Below are 14,911 nucleotides of genomic sequence, written 5' to 3' on the forward strand. Positions count from 1 at the left end.
CGCATGAGGTTCGCGAGTCACCGCGACATCGCCCGGGCGTTGGAACGGGCCCTGCGCAGGGCCTCCGTGCCCATGGCGTTCTCCGCCGGCTTCTCGCCTCACCCCAAGGTCTCCTACACGGGAGCGGCCCCCACCGGGGTCGCCAGCGAGGCGGAGTACCTTGAACTCGTCCTGGCCGAGGCACGCGAACCCGAACGGGTCCGAGCCGACATCGACGCCGCGATGCCCGAGGGCATCGACGTGGTCGAGGTCGTCGAGGCCCGGCATGCCGGGCTCGCGGATCGGCTCCAGGCCTCCGCTTGGCAGGTGGAGATGGACGGCGTCGACCCCGATGACGCCGCCAGGGCGGTGGCCGCCTACGCGGCCGCCGACAGTGTCGAGGTGGAGCGGATGACGAAGAAGGGTCGTCGCCGCTTCGACACACGACCGGCAGTGGTTCGTATCGACGTGTGCAGCGGATCCCACGGGCGCGTCCCAGGGGAACACGACACGGCATATGCCATACTTCGGATGGTTGTACGGCACACGACACCTGCTGTCCGACCAGACGACGTGCTGACCGGACTCCTCCGAGTGGCCGACCTCGCGCCGCCGTCATCACCCGTGATGACCCGGCTGGCGCAGGGGCCGCTGGACGAGGCGACAGGCGCGATCGCGGACCCGCTCACCGAGGACCGGCCCGAAGCTCTCACGAGCCCCGGACCCGCGAACGACAACGCGGACGAGCGGCGCGACGACGCACCACGGCCGTCAACGCCCATGGACGGGACCGCGCGGATGTGCGGCCCCGAAGCGGGGAACATGGGCGAAACCACAGGACTTCGCCCCGACGGCACCCCGGTGCCGTCGGCGGTGACACAGCGACGACAGTTCTCGTGAGCCGCGCCGGCGACCGAAAGGCCGCAGCGCGCCCGAGGACTTTGACGGGAGACCGCCCGGATGCTCGACAACGAGCCCAACGACGGTGCCGAGAGCACCGCGGGTACAACTGAAGCAAGCGCTCGCAAGGCGGCGCCCCCCGGCGGGGGAGGTGAGGTGCGTGTGACCACGCCGGCGCCGGTACGCGGCGTCCGCCGCGCGGCCGGACCGCCCCCGGAGCCGGACGACGTCTTCACCCCGCCCTCGATGCCCGTCACCTCGCTCGCCGGTTCCGGCGAGGGGGGCACGGTCAAGACGGCGGTGTCCACCACCGCCCGCAGGCGCACCGTGCGCGCCGCGGGCCGTCCCGACGAGGACCCGGCCCCGCGCCGCAGCCGCACCCGCGCCACCGCGGACACGGAGCCCGCGACCGCGCGGACCGCGGCCGAGGACTCCGCCGAGCGCGGCGACAAGGCCGCCGACACCCCTGACACCGCGGGGTCCGCCCGGACCCGCGGCCGGTCCCGTGCGCGCACGCGCGCGTCCGAGGCCGCCGAGACGCCCGAGGCGATCCCCGCCCAGGAGGACGAGGAGACCGCCGAGCAGGGTGGCGGCAGCGTCTTCCAGGCGCCCGCCATGCTGTTCCAGCCGCCGGTGGCCAGTGCCTCCCCGGCGCCCGTCGCCGACCCCTCCGCGGAAGAGGACGACGAGGACGAGGACGACGAGGAGGCCGAGGACACGGCCGACCGGTCCTCCGACGCAGAGGAGACCGGCGACCCCTCCGACGACCGTCCGAGCCGCCGTCGCCGCCGCCGGGGCGGCCGCGGCCGCGGCCGGTCCCGCTCCGGTGACGAGGCCGAGGGCGAGGCCCCCGAGCCCGCCGCGGAGAAGCCCGAGCGGCGCAGGAGCCGCGCGGCCGAGGTCGAGGCCGCCGACACCGCCGAGGACGACAACGACGTCGACGCCGAGTCCGACGAGGACACGGGGGAGGACGGCGAACGCGGCAGCAGCCGCCGTCGCCGCCGCCGTCGGCGCCGGTCCGGCGGGGGCTCGGGCGGCGAGACCACCGCCGACGACCCGCCCAACACCGTGGTCCGGGTGCGCGAGCCGCGAGCCGAGAAGCCGATCGAGGACGAGGTCCAGTCCGTCCGCGGCTCCACGCGGCTGGAGGCCAAGAAGCAGCGCCGCCGCGAGGGCCGCGAGCAGGGCCGCCGCCGCGCCCCGATCGTCACCGAGTCGGAGTTCCTGGCCCGCCGCGAGGCGGTCAAGCGCGACCTCGTCGTCCGCCGTACCGGCGACCGCACCCAGATCGCCGTCCTGGAGGACGACATCCTGGTCGAGCACTACGTCGACCGGGCCACCCACCGCTCCTACGTCGGCAACGTCTACCTGGGCCGCGTCCAGAACGTGCTGCCGTCCATGGAGGCCGCGTTCGTCGACATCGGCAAGGGCCGCAACGCCGTCCTGTACGCGGGCGAGGTCAACTGGGACTCGTTCGGCCTGGACGGCCAGCCCAAGCGCATCGAGTCGGTGCTCAAGTCCGGCCAGTCGGTCCTGGTACAGGTCACCAAGGACCCGGTCGGCCACAAGGGCGCCCGCCTGACCAGCCAGATCAGCCTGCCCGGCCGCTACCTCGTGTACGTGCCCGGCGGTTCCATGACGGGCATCAGCCGCAAGCTCCCCGACAAGGAGCGCGCACGCCTCAAGCAGATCCTCAAGAAGGTCATGCCGTCCGGCGCCGGGGTGATCGTGCGCACCGCGGCCGAGGGGGCCAGCGAGGAGGAGCTGGAGCGCGACATCACGCGCCTGGCCAAGCAGTGGGACTCGATCAAGCGCAAGTCCAAGTCGGCCAACGCGCCGTCGCTGCTCAACAGCGAGCCGGACCTCACCGTCCGGGTCGTGCGCGACGTCTTCAACGAGGACTTCTCCAGCCTGGTCGTCTCCGGCGAGGAGGCCTGGACCACCGTCCACGAGTACGTGGACTACGTGGCGCCCAACCTCGCCGAACGGCTCTCGCACTGGTCCGAGGACCGCGACGTCTTCTCCGCCTACCGCATCGACGAGCAGATCAACAAGGCCCTCGAGCGCAAGGTCTGGCTGCCCAGCGGCGGTTCCCTGGTCATCGACCGGACCGAGGCCATGACCGTGGTCGACGTCAACACCGGCAAGTTCACCGGCCAGGGCGGCAACCTGGAGGAGACGGTCACCAAGAACAACCTGGAGGCGGCGGAGGAGATCGTCCGCCAGCTCCGGTTGCGCGACATCGGCGGCATCATCGTCATCGACTTCATCGACATGGTGCTGGAGTCCAACCGGGACCTGGTGCTGCGCCGCATGCTGGAGTGCCTGTCGCGCGACCGCACCAAGCACCAGGTGGCGGAGGTCACCTCGCTGGGCCTGGTGCAGATGACCCGCAAGCGGGTCGGCCAGGGCCTTCTGGAGGCGTTCTCGCACACGTGCGAGCACTGCAGCGGGCGCGGTCTGGTGCTGTCCGGCGACCTCCTGGAGAAGGGCGCCGGCGCGGGCGGCAACGGCGGCGGGCGCAAGAAGAAGAAGGGCAAGGGCGACACCGACCAGCCCGCGGAGAAGGCGGAGAAGGCGGAGAAGCCCTCCGACGAGGGCGAGGGCGACGACGCGGCCGGGCAGGCCGAGCCGGAGCAGGAGCCCGAGCGGACCGCCGACGCCCCCGAGGCCGAGGCCGACAAGCCCGAGCAGGCCGAGGAGCAGGCCGAGCCCGCCAAGAAGACCCGCAAGCGCGCCACCCGCTCCCGCAAGGCCGCGGACGCGGCGGACGCCGAGCAGGCGGACACCGGCACGGCGGCCCAGGCGGAGGACGGGGCGGACTCCGCGCCCGCCCCCGCCGCGGACGCCGAGCCCGAGAAGGCCCCGGCGAAGAGGACCCGCACCCGGCGCACCGGAACCAAGGCCGCCCGCGCGGCGGCCGACAAGGGTGAGGCCGCGGTGCAGGACGGCGGTGGGGCGGACGCCGCAGGCGACGCCGACACCGCCGTCGGCGAGACGCCCGCCCCGGCGGAGAACGGCGACGAGGAGGCCGCGGAGCGGCCCAAGCGGCGCCGCACCCGGCGGGCCAAGACGGCGGCGGCCCCGCCGTCCGCCGTGGACGCGGGCTGACCGAGGCGGTACATACCGGCCGTGGTCCGGACGGGGGAGACCCCGTCCGAACCACGGCACGTGTGCAGGCCTGTAGCGGGCCGATGGTAATCTGATGGACGGTGCGTCGGCGCGTTCCACCACAATCGCGCGCCCCGACACCGAAGTGCTCTCCACGCAGGGTTTGTTTCCCTCAGATCCCCGCGCCCCGCTACAGGCGATCAGTGGATCGTGGAACGAGGCTTCTCCCCAACCACATGGGGGCGATCCTCCCGGCTGGCCTGGGCACAGGTACAGCCGGACCCGGACCCCGGAACTCACGTCTCGGGGATGGTCCCGAGCATTATTCGTTGAGCGAGCAGGAAGAGAGTTACCCGGTGTACGCGATCGTGCGAGCGGGCGGCCGACAGGAGAAGGTGTCTGTCGATGACGTCCTGAACATCGACAAGGTCTCCGATGAGACCGGTGCCACCATCACGTGGCAGCCCATCCTGGTCGTTGACGACGGCAACGTCATCAGCGACGCGGACAAGCTGAGCGGCTACTCGGTCACCGCCGAGATCCTCGGCGAGACCAAGGGCCCCAAGATCAACATCCTGAAGTACAAGAACAAGACCGGTTACAAGAAGCGCCAGGGGCACCGCCAGAAGCACACCCAGGTGCGCGTCACCGGCATCGCGGCGAAGTAGGAGGCCTGGAGAAATGGCACATAAGAAGGGCGCTTCGTCCAGCCGTAACGGTCGTGACTCGAATGCCCAGCGCCTCGGCGTGAAGCGTTTCGGCGGTCAGTCCGTCTCGGCCGGCGAGATCCTCATCCGTCAGCGCGGCACCAAGTTCCACCCCGGCGCCAACGTCGGCCGCGGTGGCGACGACACGCTGTTCGCTCTGGTCGCCGGGCAGGTCAAGTTCGGCAACTTCCGCGGCCGCAAGGCCGTGAACATCGTCCCTGTCGCCGCCGAGTAGGTTCGCGCACGGACGTTGTGGTTTCGAGGCGGGCCAGGGAACACTGGCCCGCCTCTCGCGTTGTCACTGAGTGACACGCGTGTTCCACCAGGTCACCCGCACGGGGACCGACAAGCAACGGGGAGAGCTATGCCTGACTTCGTCGACGAGGCGGTCTTGCACGTCAAGGCCGGGAACGGCGGGCATGGCTGCGCCTCCGTGCACCGTGAGAAGTTCAAACCTCTGGGCGGCCCGGACGGCGGCAACGGCGGCCGGGGCGGCGACATCGTCCTGGAGGTCGACGCGCAGGCCGCCACCCTGCTGGACTACCAGCGCCGCCCGCACCGCAACGCCCAGAACGGCACGCCCGGCCAGGGCGGACACCGGGCCGGGGCCAACGGGGACGACCTGGTCCTCACCGTCCCCGACGGCACGGTGGTCACCCGCGCGGACGGCGAGTTCATCGCCGACCTCGTGGGACACGGCACCCGCCTGGTCCTCGCCCAGGGGGGCCACGGCGGCCTGGGCAACGCCTCGCTGGCCTCCAAGAAGCGCAAGGCGCCCGGCTTCGCCCTCAAGGGCGAGGAGGGCGAGGCCTTCGACGTGCGCCTGGAGATGAAGACCATCGCCGACGTCGGCCTGGTGGGCTTCCCCAGCGCCGGCAAGTCGTCGCTGATCGCCGCCATGTCGGCGGCCCGGCCCAAGATCGCCGACTACCCCTTCACCACGCTCGTCCCCAACCTGGGAGTGGTGGAGGCGGGCACGACCCAGTACGTGATCGCCGACGTGCCCGGGCTCATCCCCGGGGCGAGCGACGGCAAGGGCCTGGGCCTGGAGTTCCTGCGCCACATCGAGCGGTGCTCGACCCTCCTGCACGTCCTGGACTGCGCCACCTACGAGCCGGGCCGAGACCCCGTGAGCGACCTCGACGCCCTGGAGGCGGAGCTGTCCGCCTACGGCGAGCGCGCCGGGGTGGACCTGTCCGACCGGCCGCGCATCGTCGCCCTGAACAAGGTCGACGTGCCCGAGGCCCGCGAGCTCGCCGAGCTCGTCACCCCGATGCTCGTCGAGCGCGGGTACAAGGTGATGGAGGTCTCCGCCGCCTCCCGTGAGGGCCTGCGCGAGCTGTCCTTCGCCCTGGGCGAGCAGGTCGCGGCCGCACGCGGGGCCGCCCCCGCCGCCGAGCCCACCCGGATCGTGATCCGTCCCAAGATGATCGGGGACACCCCCTTCGAGGTGGTGCCGCTGGGCAACAACGCCTTCCAGGTGCGCGGGGACAAGCCCGCCCGTTGGGTGGCCCAGACGGACTTCAGCAACGACGAGGCGGTCGGCTACCTGGCCGAACGGCTCAACCGCCTCGGCATCGAGGAGCAGCTGGCCAAGGCCGGGGCCACCGAGGGCGCCGAGGTGCACATCGGCACCGAGGAGGACTCCGTGGTCTTCGACTGGGACCCGTCCATGGACGCCGAGGTCGTCCCGTCCGGCCCGCGCGGAAGCGACGCCCGGCTGGGCTGACCCGCGCGGGGACCGACGGCCCGGCCGAACAGGAACGTGCGCGGCGCCCGACCCGGGCGCCGCGCCCTGGATGGAAAGCCCCACACGGTGCACAGCGCAGAACTCGAGAAGTCCGACCGGGCGGAAACCGCAGGACGGGCGGCGGTGGCCTCGGCCCGCAGGGTCGTGGTGAAGGTGGGGTCGTCGTCCTTGACGACCCCCGAGGGCCGGATCGACTCCGGGCGCATCCGCGACCTGGTCGAGGTGCTGGCGGCCCGCCGGGCCCTCGGCCAGGAGGTGATCCTGGTCTCCTCCGGCGCGGTCGCCGCCGGGATGACCCCGCTCGGCATGGCCCGCCGGCCCCGCGACCTCGCCTCCCAGCAGGCCGCGGCGAGCGTCGGCCAGGGGCTGCTGCTCGCCGCGTACACGGCCGAGCTGGCCGGACACGGGCTCAACGCCGCCCAGGTCCTGCTCACGGTCGAGGACATGATGCGCAGGGTCCAGCACCGCAACGCGCAGCGCACGCTGCGCCGCCTGCTGGACATCGGAGCGGTCCCCATCGTCAACGAGAACGACACGGTGGCCACCCACGAACTGCGGTTCGGCGACAACGACCGGCTCGCGGCCCTGGTCGCGCACCTGATGCGCGCAGACGCGCTGGTCCTGCTGTCGGACGTGGACGCCCTCTACGACGGGAACCCGTCCGACCCGGGGGCGTCCGTGGTCAGCCTGGTGCGCGGGCCCGAGGACCTGGACGGCATCGACATCGGCAGCTCCGGCAGGCGCGGCGTGGGCACGGGGGGGATGGTCACCAAGGTCGCCTCCGCGCGGATCGCCACGGAGGCCGGCGTGCACACGATGCTGACCTCCGCGGCCAACGCGCGGGCAGCCCTGGCGGGCGACAGGGTCGGCACCCTGTTCGCCGCGGGGGGCGGGCGCCGTCCCTCGGCCCGCCAGCTGTGGCTGGCGCACGCGACCGCCGGACGGGGCAGCCTGGTGCTGGATCCGGGCGCGGTCGCGGCGGTCGTACGGGAGAAGGCGTCACTGCTCCCGGCCGGTGTGGTGCGGGTGAGGGGGGAGTTCAGCGCGGGGGACCCCGTCGACCTGTGCGACGAGCAGGGCACCGTGGTCGCGCGCGGGCTGGTCAACTACGACGCGGCCGAGGTGCCCGACCTGATGGGCAGGTCCACGCGCTGGCTCGCCCGTGAGCTGGGGCCCTCCTACGAGCGGGAGCTCGTGCACCGGGACGACCTCGTCGTCCTCTAGGGAGTGCGGCGGAAGGGCCGGGCCGGAGGGCCCTCCCGCGCCGTCCGCACGTTCTGTGAGACCCCTGTGGCAAGGTCGGGGGACATCCCCGAGGAGAGAAGCGAAGACATCCATGCCTAGCCTGGTGGCGAGAATGCTCGCGGTGGCGTTCCGGGTGGCGCGCAAGCGCCCGATGGAGACCGTGGAGGGCGCACGGGAGCGCATCGAGGAGGCCAAGGACGACCCCGAGCCGCCGCACTGGGTCGCCAAGCGGCACGAGATCACCCTGCGCGAGGTGGGGGGGTTCCGGAGTTACACCGTCCTGCCCCGTGAGCGGGAGGACGAACCGGACAAGGCCGTCCTGTACCTGCACGGGGGCTCGTACATCAGCGAGATCTCCCCGTGGCACTGGGTGCTGATCTCCCGCATGGCCGACACGGGGTGCCGGGTCGAGGTGCCCGTCTACGGGTTGGCGCCGGAGCACACCTACCGCGAGGCCTTCGGGTTCCTCCACGCGGTCTACCGCGAACTCCTGGAGCACGCAGACCCGGGGCGGACCGTCTTCGCGGGCGACTCGGCGGGCGCCGGGCTGGCACTGGCCCTCGCCCAGACGCTGCCCGGGGAGGACCTGCCTCGGCCCGCCCGGCTGATCCTCGTCTCACCGTGGGCGGACCTCACCATGTCCAACCCCGACATCGCCGAGGTGGAGGGGAGGGACCCGTGGCTCAGCCCGGTCGGCCTCAGGGAGGCCGCCAAGGCGTGGGCGGGCGGCGACGACCTCTCCGTGCCCAGGCTCAGCCCCATCAACGGGCGGCTGGCCGGGCTTCCCCCCATCGACCTCTACATCGGCACCCGTGACGTGTTCCTGCCCGACACCCGCCGCCTGCGCGACCTCGTCACCGAGGCGGGCGGCGAGGTGGAGCTGCACGAGGAGGCGGGCGCCTTCCACGTGTATCCACTGGTCCCGGTGCCCGAGGGCAGCCGGGCGCGTGCGGCGATCATCGGTACCGTCCAGGACCTGTGAGACCGTCCGCGGGCGCGGACACCCAGGGCCGCCACCCCGCGCGGACGCCGCGGAGCAGACCGTGCCGGAGGGCTCGGGCGGGGTGGAGCCGCCCCCCCGCGCGCGGACGCCGCCCCCGGCCCCGCGGGGAGCGCTCAGGCCAGCCTGCTGACGACCGAGAGCGGCAGCACCCGCATCGCGAAGCCGATGGGGACCCAGGGCCAGGCGGGCACGTACGCCTTCACGCGCCGCCGCTCGATGGCGGCCACCATGGAGCGGACGCCGGGCACGGTGTCCACCATGAACCGCGTCCTCTGCTCCACGCGCTCGTTCATACCGGTGCGGATGTAGCCGGGGTGGACGACGGACACGTCCAGGCCGGGCACACGCTCCGCGCGCAGGCCCTCGGCGATGGCGGAGACCCCCGCCTTGGTGGCGGCGTACACGGTCATGGACCTGCGCATGCCGCGCAGGGCCGACATGGACGAGATGAGCACCAGGTGGCCGTGCCCCTGGGCGCGGAAGATCCCCATGGCGGCCTCGGTCTGGGCGAGGGCGCCCATGAAGTTGGTCTCCGCCGTCCGGCGGTTGGCGTCGTGGCGCCCCGTCCCGAGGGCCGCGCCCTTGCCGAGGCCGGCGTTGACGATCACGCGGTCCATACCGCCGAAGGCGTCGGCCAGGTCGCCGAACACCGAGAACACGGCGTCGGCGTCGGTGACGTCGAGGGCGCGCAGTTCGACCCGCCGTCCGGGGTGGGCCGCGGTGATCTCCTCGCGCAGCGCCTCCATCCGGTCGACGCGCCGCGCGCACAGGGCCAGGTCGTAGCCGAGGGCGGCGAACTGGCGCGCCATCTCGGCTCCCAGACCGGCGCTGGCGCCGCTGATCAGGATCGTTCCCTTGCTCATACCTGCTTCTCCGTGGTGTTCGTCGTTCCGGTGTCCCGTGCCCGGCGGGGTGTGGCCGGGCACCGGCCGCCGCGGGGGCCGGAGGGGGCGGGACCGGCCGCGTCGACACTACGGTCCCGTCGGGCGGCGTGCGACGGCGCGGGCGTGGGAGCGCCGGGGTGGACGCGGACCACACGGGAGGGGGCGGGCGCCGCGCGGCACGGCCCCGGCGCGGGGCGCCGTCCTCCTGGGCCGACACACCCGTCGCGAGGTCCTAGGATGCGGGGCGTGAGCGAACGAACGATGCGACACGGCGACGACCACCCCCACCGGGGCGAGGTCCGCGAGATCCCCACCTCAGAGAACGCCACCCGGCTGGCGTACGCCCCCGAGCGCGACGGCCTCGCCGACGCGGGCGAGATCGTGTGGACGTGGGTGCCCTACGAGGAGGACCCGAAGCAGGGCAAGGACCGCCCGCTGCTGGTCGTCGGCCGCAGGGGCAGGCGCCTGCACGGCCTGATGCTGTCCTCGCAGCGCCCCGAGGAGTGGGAGCGCCAGGACTGGCTGCCGATCGGCTCGGGGCCCTGGGACCGGGAGGGGCGCGAATCGTTCCTCCGCGCGGACCGGCTCTTCGAGTTCGACGAGGACGACATCCGGCGTGAGGCCGCGGTCATGGACGAGGAGATGTTCTGGCTGGTCGCGGACGTCTTGCGCAGCCGCTACGGCTGGACCTGACCCGCGGGGCCGCCCGGGGCCCGGTCCCGGGCGGCCCGCACCGGCGGCGCCCTCAGAGGGCGCTTCCCCCCGTTGCGTCGATGACCTGTCCGGTGGTCCACCCGGCCTCGGGCGAGGCCAGGTAGCGGACCAGGGCCGAGATGTCCTCCGCCTCGCCGACCCTGCCGAAGACGGAGAGGCCGGCCGCCCTCTCCCGGGCCCCGGGTTCGCCGAGCCAGCCCGCGTTCATGTCGGTGTCGACCACCCCGGGCATGACCGCGTTGACCGTGACCCCGCGTGGCCCGAAGGCCGGCGCGAGCGCCAGGGTGAGGGCGTTGAGGGCCGCCTTGGACGCGGAGTAGACGGGGTGGGTCGGGGCGGCGACACGGGTGTATCCGGTGGAGATGTTCACGATGCGACCGTTCCGGCCCATGCTCGGGGCCAGCCGCTGGATGAGGAACAGCGGCGCGGTGAGGTTGACGTCCATGACCCGGTGGTAGGTGGGCGCGTCGATCCTTCCCAGTTCCTGGGGTTCGCCGATGCCCGCGTTGTTGACCAGCACGTCCACCTCCCTCCGGCCCGTGGTTCTCTCGGCCTCTTCCAGGAACGCGCCCGCGGTGGCCTCCACCGCGTCCAGGGTGTCGGCCCCGAAGTCGGCGCGGATCGTGACCGCTCGCGCGCCCCGCTCCTCGATCAGCTCCGCGGTACGGGCGGCGGACTCCCCGTCACCGCGGTACTGCACCCCCACGAGGGCGGCGCCGTCCTCCGCGAGGGCCAGTGCTATCGCCCGTCCGATGCCGCGGGTACCGCCCGTGACCAGTGCTGTCCGGCTCATCCCGTCCTCATTTCATAGTGATCGCTACAGAATGAAGATTACTATAGTGGTCACTATGGAAAAAAGGCGGGCCGAGGGGCGCGGCCGACCGCGCGAGTTCGACGAGGAGCGGGTCCTGGACCGGGCGATGACCGTCTTCTGGCGGCACGGTTTCGAGGGGGCGAGTCTGAGCGAGCTCCAGCGGGCCACGGGGCTGACGCCGCCGAGCCTCTACAACGCGTTCGGGTCCAAGCTGGGGCTGTACGAGGCGTGCTTGGACCACTACGCCCGGGGCGTGGGAGCGGGCACGGCGAAGGTGCTCGACGAACCCGAGGCGTCCCGTGACGGCATGAGGCGGCTGCTGGCGAACGCGGCGCGTGACTTCACCGAGCCGGACCGGCCGCACGGGTGCATGATCTCCACCGCGGCCCTGGCCGTGGGCGAACGGCACGCGGAGGTCGGGCGGGCGGTCGCCGCGCGACGGGCCCGGACGATGGAGGCGGTGGCCGCCTACCTGGGGCGCGCCAAAGACACGGGGGAGCTGCCGCGGGGAGCCGACACCGCGGCTCTGGCGCGGTACTTCGGCGCCCTCATCCAGGGGATGTCCGTCCAGGCCGGGGACGGGGCGGACCGTGCCGACCTGGAGGCGCTGGTCGGGGTGGCCATGGAGGCGTGGCCCCGGGGGTGAGCGCGCCCTGCGGAGACCCGGCCCCGGCGCGCGGGCGGGCCGGCCGCCGGAACGCGCGGGGAGACGGGACGCCCCGGGTCGGCGCGCGGGGAGCGGGGCCGGGGCCCGCGGAGGGCCCCGGCGCGGACCGTCGCGTCAGGTGAGGGCCAGCAGGCGGACGGGGCCGCCCGAACCGCCCCTGATGTTGGCGACGCCCACGACCGCCATCGCCCCGTTCTCCGGGGCGGTCTCCAGGTGGGCGACCATCTCCACGGCGTACTTGTTCTCGCCGAGCAGGAACACGTGCCCCTCGGGGTTGGACGCGGAGTCGGGCCCGTAGTCGAAGCTCGGGGTGTCCACGGCGACCCCGGCGATGTCCCGCTCGGACAGCAGCCAGGCGAGCGCCTCGAGCTCGAACCCGGGGAAGTGGGCGATGCCGTCGCTGCCGCGGTTGAGCATCGCCTCCTCGCTCTGGAGGACCCGCGCGCTCCAGCCGGAGTCCATGGCGACCAGGGCCCCCTGGGGGATGCGTCCGTGGCGCCGTTCCCAGCGGCGCAGGTCGGCCACGCCCACCTGCGCGTCGAAGTCCCGTGCGGCGCGGTCGGAGATGCGGATGACGACGAGGGGGCAGACCAGGTCGCGCGGGTCGACCTCGTGCGTGTGCAGGGCGTCGGGGCTGTCGTTGAAGTGCCACGGCGCGTCGAAGTGCGTCCCGGTGTGCTCGTCGATCTCCAGCTTGAGCGCGTTGAACCCGTCCTCCGCGATCGACGCGAACTGGAAGATGTTGGGGTCGAGGATGTAGGGCCGGTAGATCGGGAAGTCGTTGTGGAGGACGTGGGTGAGGTCCGTGACCCTCAGCCGCGAGGGGCTGATGTCCGCGATGGTCTGGGCGTGGGCGGACTCCACCGGACCCCCGAGGGCCCCGATCCCCGTCAGCACCGCGCCGACGGCGGCCGATCCGGTCAGCATGCGGCGCCGGTTCACCCCGCTGCTCACCAGGCGTGCGGACGGGTCCGGGCGCTCGGCCGTGATCGTGCCCCCGGGCGTTTCCGGGGTGTGTCCCGAGGCGGTCATGAAAGTCTTTCGGGCCTTGTGGATCACGTGGGGTCCGCACATCGTAGTGTTCCTCTTCCAGGTCTGGCTGATCGAGCTAGGAGGAGTATACGATCTCTTATGCAAAAGAGAAGACTGATTTGCATAAGATATCTTTTTCTGCCGACGGGGTCGCTCCGCGGGAGGGCTGGGCCGGGGCGCTCCCGATGCGGGCGGTGATCCGGCGGACACGCAGACGGAGGGCCGACGGGCCGGGCGCAGCCCCGTCCGGGCGTGCGCGGGCCGCCCGGGAGGGGCGGGTGAGAAGGCGTGAGGGGCGCGGGCTCGGACCTTGCGCGGTTTTCTCCGGACTTTCATGTTCTCGTTCGGAAAAACACCTCGTACCGTGCGGGCCGGACCGCGGCGTCCGACCCCCGCGCCGAAATGAGGGAATTCCCCTCGCGGGACACCCGGTTCCCCGGGGTATTTCACGGGATATTCACGCGACCCGCGTCCGGAATTCCCGTGCGACCCCGCCCGCCGGGCCGGACGGCCCGGCGCGGATCACGCGGAGTGACGGCTCCGGTCCGCGGACCGGACGACCGTCGCCGGGGCCGAGCCGTCCGAGGACTGGTCCAGCAGCCTCCGCGAGACGGTCACCTCGAAGGTCTCGGGTGATTCCGCGAGGACCTCGGACAGCGCCAGGCAGCCGGACACCACGTGGTGCCGTATCCACTCGACGGTGTACAGGTCCGCCTCCGTCCCCGGGCGGAGCCTGACGCGCAGGCGCAGTCGTTCGTCCTTGGTGTGGGGGGAGGTCAGGACCACCTGGGCGGCCTCCACCGAGTCGAGCTGGAGGGCGAGCGACGCCAGGTCGGCGGGGTCGACCAGGTTGCTGAGCGGCCCGTAGGGTGCGTCGATGCGGCTGTGGGTCCGCAGGGCCCGGCCGGGGCGGCCGCAGGAGCAGGACGTCCACTCGGCCCCGGTGCCGGTGTCGTAGCGCAGCAGGGGGACGACCGACTTCCTGTGCGTGACGGTCACGAGCATGCGCCCGCCGACGATCTCCGTGTGCTGGTAGGGGAGCGGGTGGAAGGTGTCGACCGCGCAGTCGGGGCCGCTGTGGCCGATGATCCAGGTCTCCGCGGACCCGAACAGCGACCACGTGCGCAGGTGTGGGAAGTACGTGCGGATCAGTGAACGCGTCTCCGCGTCCATCGCGGGTCCGCTCCAGAGCACCTTGCTCAGGAAGTCCAGGCGCCGGCCCGAGGCGGCGCAGAAGCGGAGGATGCGCTGGACCGTGTCCAGGGTGGTGGCGACGGCGGTCACGCCGTGCTGCTCGAAGAGGTCGAGGCACGGTTCGATCATCTGGTCCGTCGGGGCGTCGAGCGACAGCGTGGGGATCCCGGCCCGCGCGGCGAGCGCGTTGTGGAGGTCGTGCGACGCGCGCAGGTGGAACGGGGTGCTCAGGCTCGCGAGCAGGTCGCCCGGGGCGAAGGGGCGAAGGTGGGGGAAGATCTCGTCCACGTGCAGGTCGGAGGGGAGAGCGCCCATGCGGCTCGTGGACGTCGTGCCGCCCATGAGGTGGAGCGAGGCGCGGGAGAGCTCGGCCGGGTTCTCCCTCATCATCGCGTCGACGGCCTCGCCGAGCTCCTCGCGGGTGAGGGGCGGCAGGTCGACCAGGCGGGGCCGCCTGCCCAGGCCGAGGTAGCGGCCGTACTTGTGCCGCATGGACGGGATCCTCGTGAGGCGCTGCAGCGCCTGGGCCAGGGGGAGTGGCCCCTCCACCATTCCTCCGATATTCATCGTCATTCTCGTGCTCGCATCTCTGGGTGTTAGGGATTGCGTTCAGCCCGCCGGGGACAGCTGCGGTGACGTAAATGAATCTGAAATTCTTGTTAAGTCTTCTCGGGGAATGCCTTCGGTGGCGGCATGGCTGGTTCGTGGCCGTTCGGACAGTAAAGCAGATTCCTTCACGGCGGGACATGGCGAAGATTTCCGCCGATAGTGAGCGCGCGATCACCGCAGGTCATGTTCACTTGTTGGGAGATGTCTCGGAGCGTGGTCCCTCCGTGGCCGGATGTGGTCGAGTGATCTTGCTCACCGCGAACGGTCGGAAGGGGAACACCTGTGCGGAGCCGCCCGGTTCC

General features: G+C 72.4%; 13 protein-coding genes. 9 read left to right on the forward strand and 4 right to left on the reverse strand.

The annotated features are described in order from the left end of the window. The first annotated feature begins 3 nt into the window (after positions 1-3). The 7 genes from OUQ99_RS06940 to OUQ99_RS06970 all read left to right on the forward strand — a co-directional run bounded on the left by OUQ99_RS06940 (position 4) and on the right by OUQ99_RS06970 (position 8,674). Positions 4-879, forward strand: a complete 876-nt coding sequence (locus OUQ99_RS06940; protein ID WP_267950279.1) for a TIGR03936 family radical SAM-associated protein — start codon at positions 4-6, stop codon at positions 877-879. Positions 880-939: 60 nt separating this feature from the next. After that, the gene (locus OUQ99_RS06945; protein WP_267948606.1) at positions 940-3,990 is read left to right on the forward strand and encodes a ribonuclease E/G; all 3,051 of its coding nucleotides are present in this window, start codon (positions 940-942) and stop codon (positions 3,988-3,990) included. 356 nt (positions 3,991-4,346) lie between these two features. Next, positions 4,347-4,658 carry a 50S ribosomal protein L21 gene (gene rplU, locus OUQ99_RS06950; protein WP_267950280.1) on the forward strand — a complete coding sequence of 104 codons (312 nt, stop codon included), beginning with the start codon at positions 4,347-4,349 and terminating at the stop codon, positions 4,656-4,658. A 13-nt stretch (positions 4,659-4,671) separates the two neighbouring features. Beyond that, on the forward strand, positions 4,672-4,932 hold the full coding sequence (rpmA, locus tag OUQ99_RS06955; RefSeq protein WP_150253013.1) for a 50S ribosomal protein L27: 261 nt from the start codon (positions 4,672-4,674) through the stop codon (positions 4,930-4,932). Positions 4,933-5,061: 129 nt separating this feature from the next. Beyond that, a complete protein-coding gene (obgE, locus tag OUQ99_RS06960; RefSeq protein ID WP_267948607.1) occupies positions 5,062-6,426 on the forward strand; it encodes a GTPase ObgE in 1,365 nt (454 codons plus the stop codon). A gap of 87 nt (positions 6,427-6,513) precedes the next feature. Further along, entirely contained in the window at positions 6,514-7,671 is a 1,158-nt protein-coding gene (gene proB / locus OUQ99_RS06965; RefSeq protein ID WP_267948608.1) for a glutamate 5-kinase, read from the forward strand. Between the two features lie 112 nt (positions 7,672-7,783). Further along, the gene (locus tag OUQ99_RS06970) at positions 7,784-8,674 is read left to right on the forward strand and encodes an alpha/beta hydrolase fold domain-containing protein (protein WP_267948609.1); all 891 of its coding nucleotides are present in this window, start codon (positions 7,784-7,786) and stop codon (positions 8,672-8,674) included. A 134-nt stretch (positions 8,675-8,808) separates the two neighbouring features. Here OUQ99_RS06970 and OUQ99_RS06975 read toward each other — a convergent pair whose 3' ends face one another. Continuing rightward, positions 8,809-9,558: an SDR family oxidoreductase gene (locus tag OUQ99_RS06975; protein WP_267948610.1), complete on the reverse strand. Its 750-nt coding sequence runs from the start codon at positions 9,556-9,558 to the stop codon at positions 8,809-8,811. A 258-nt stretch (positions 9,559-9,816) separates the two neighbouring features. On the opposite strand from OUQ99_RS06975, the gene OUQ99_RS06980 reads away from it, so the two are divergent. Further along, positions 9,817-10,272, forward strand: coding sequence for a type II toxin-antitoxin system PemK/MazF family toxin (locus tag OUQ99_RS06980; protein WP_431061485.1), 456 nt, complete (start codon positions 9,817-9,819; stop codon positions 10,270-10,272). A gap of 52 nt (positions 10,273-10,324) precedes the next feature. On the opposite strand, the gene OUQ99_RS06985 is transcribed toward OUQ99_RS06980, so the two are convergent. Further along, entirely contained in the window at positions 10,325-11,086 is a 762-nt protein-coding gene (locus OUQ99_RS06985; RefSeq protein WP_267948612.1) for an SDR family NAD(P)-dependent oxidoreductase, read from the reverse strand. Between the two features lie 55 nt (positions 11,087-11,141). On the opposite strand from OUQ99_RS06985, the gene OUQ99_RS06990 reads away from it, so the two are divergent. Beyond that, on the forward strand, positions 11,142-11,753 hold the full coding sequence (locus OUQ99_RS06990) for a TetR/AcrR family transcriptional regulator (RefSeq protein WP_267948613.1): 612 nt from the start codon (positions 11,142-11,144) through the stop codon (positions 11,751-11,753). Positions 11,754-11,888: 135 nt separating this feature from the next. On the opposite strand, the gene OUQ99_RS06995 is transcribed toward OUQ99_RS06990, so the two are convergent. Both OUQ99_RS06995 and OUQ99_RS07000 read right to left on the reverse strand, forming a co-directional pair. Then, positions 11,889-12,806 carry a cyclase family protein gene (locus tag OUQ99_RS06995; protein ID WP_267948614.1) on the reverse strand — a complete coding sequence of 306 codons (918 nt, stop codon included), beginning with the start codon at positions 12,804-12,806 and terminating at the stop codon, positions 11,889-11,891. Positions 12,807-13,328: 522 nt separating this feature from the next. Continuing rightward, positions 13,329-14,567, reverse strand: coding sequence for an AMP-dependent synthetase (locus OUQ99_RS07000; RefSeq protein ID WP_267948615.1), 1,239 nt, complete (start codon positions 14,565-14,567; stop codon positions 13,329-13,331). Between the last annotated feature and the right edge of the window lie 344 nt (positions 14,568-14,911).

Origin of the sequence: Streptomonospora nanhaiensis, from assembly GCF_026642255.1 — a bacterium.
GTDB classification, from domain to species: domain Bacteria; phylum Actinomycetota; class Actinomycetes; order Streptosporangiales; family Streptosporangiaceae; genus Nocardiopsis; species Nocardiopsis tropica.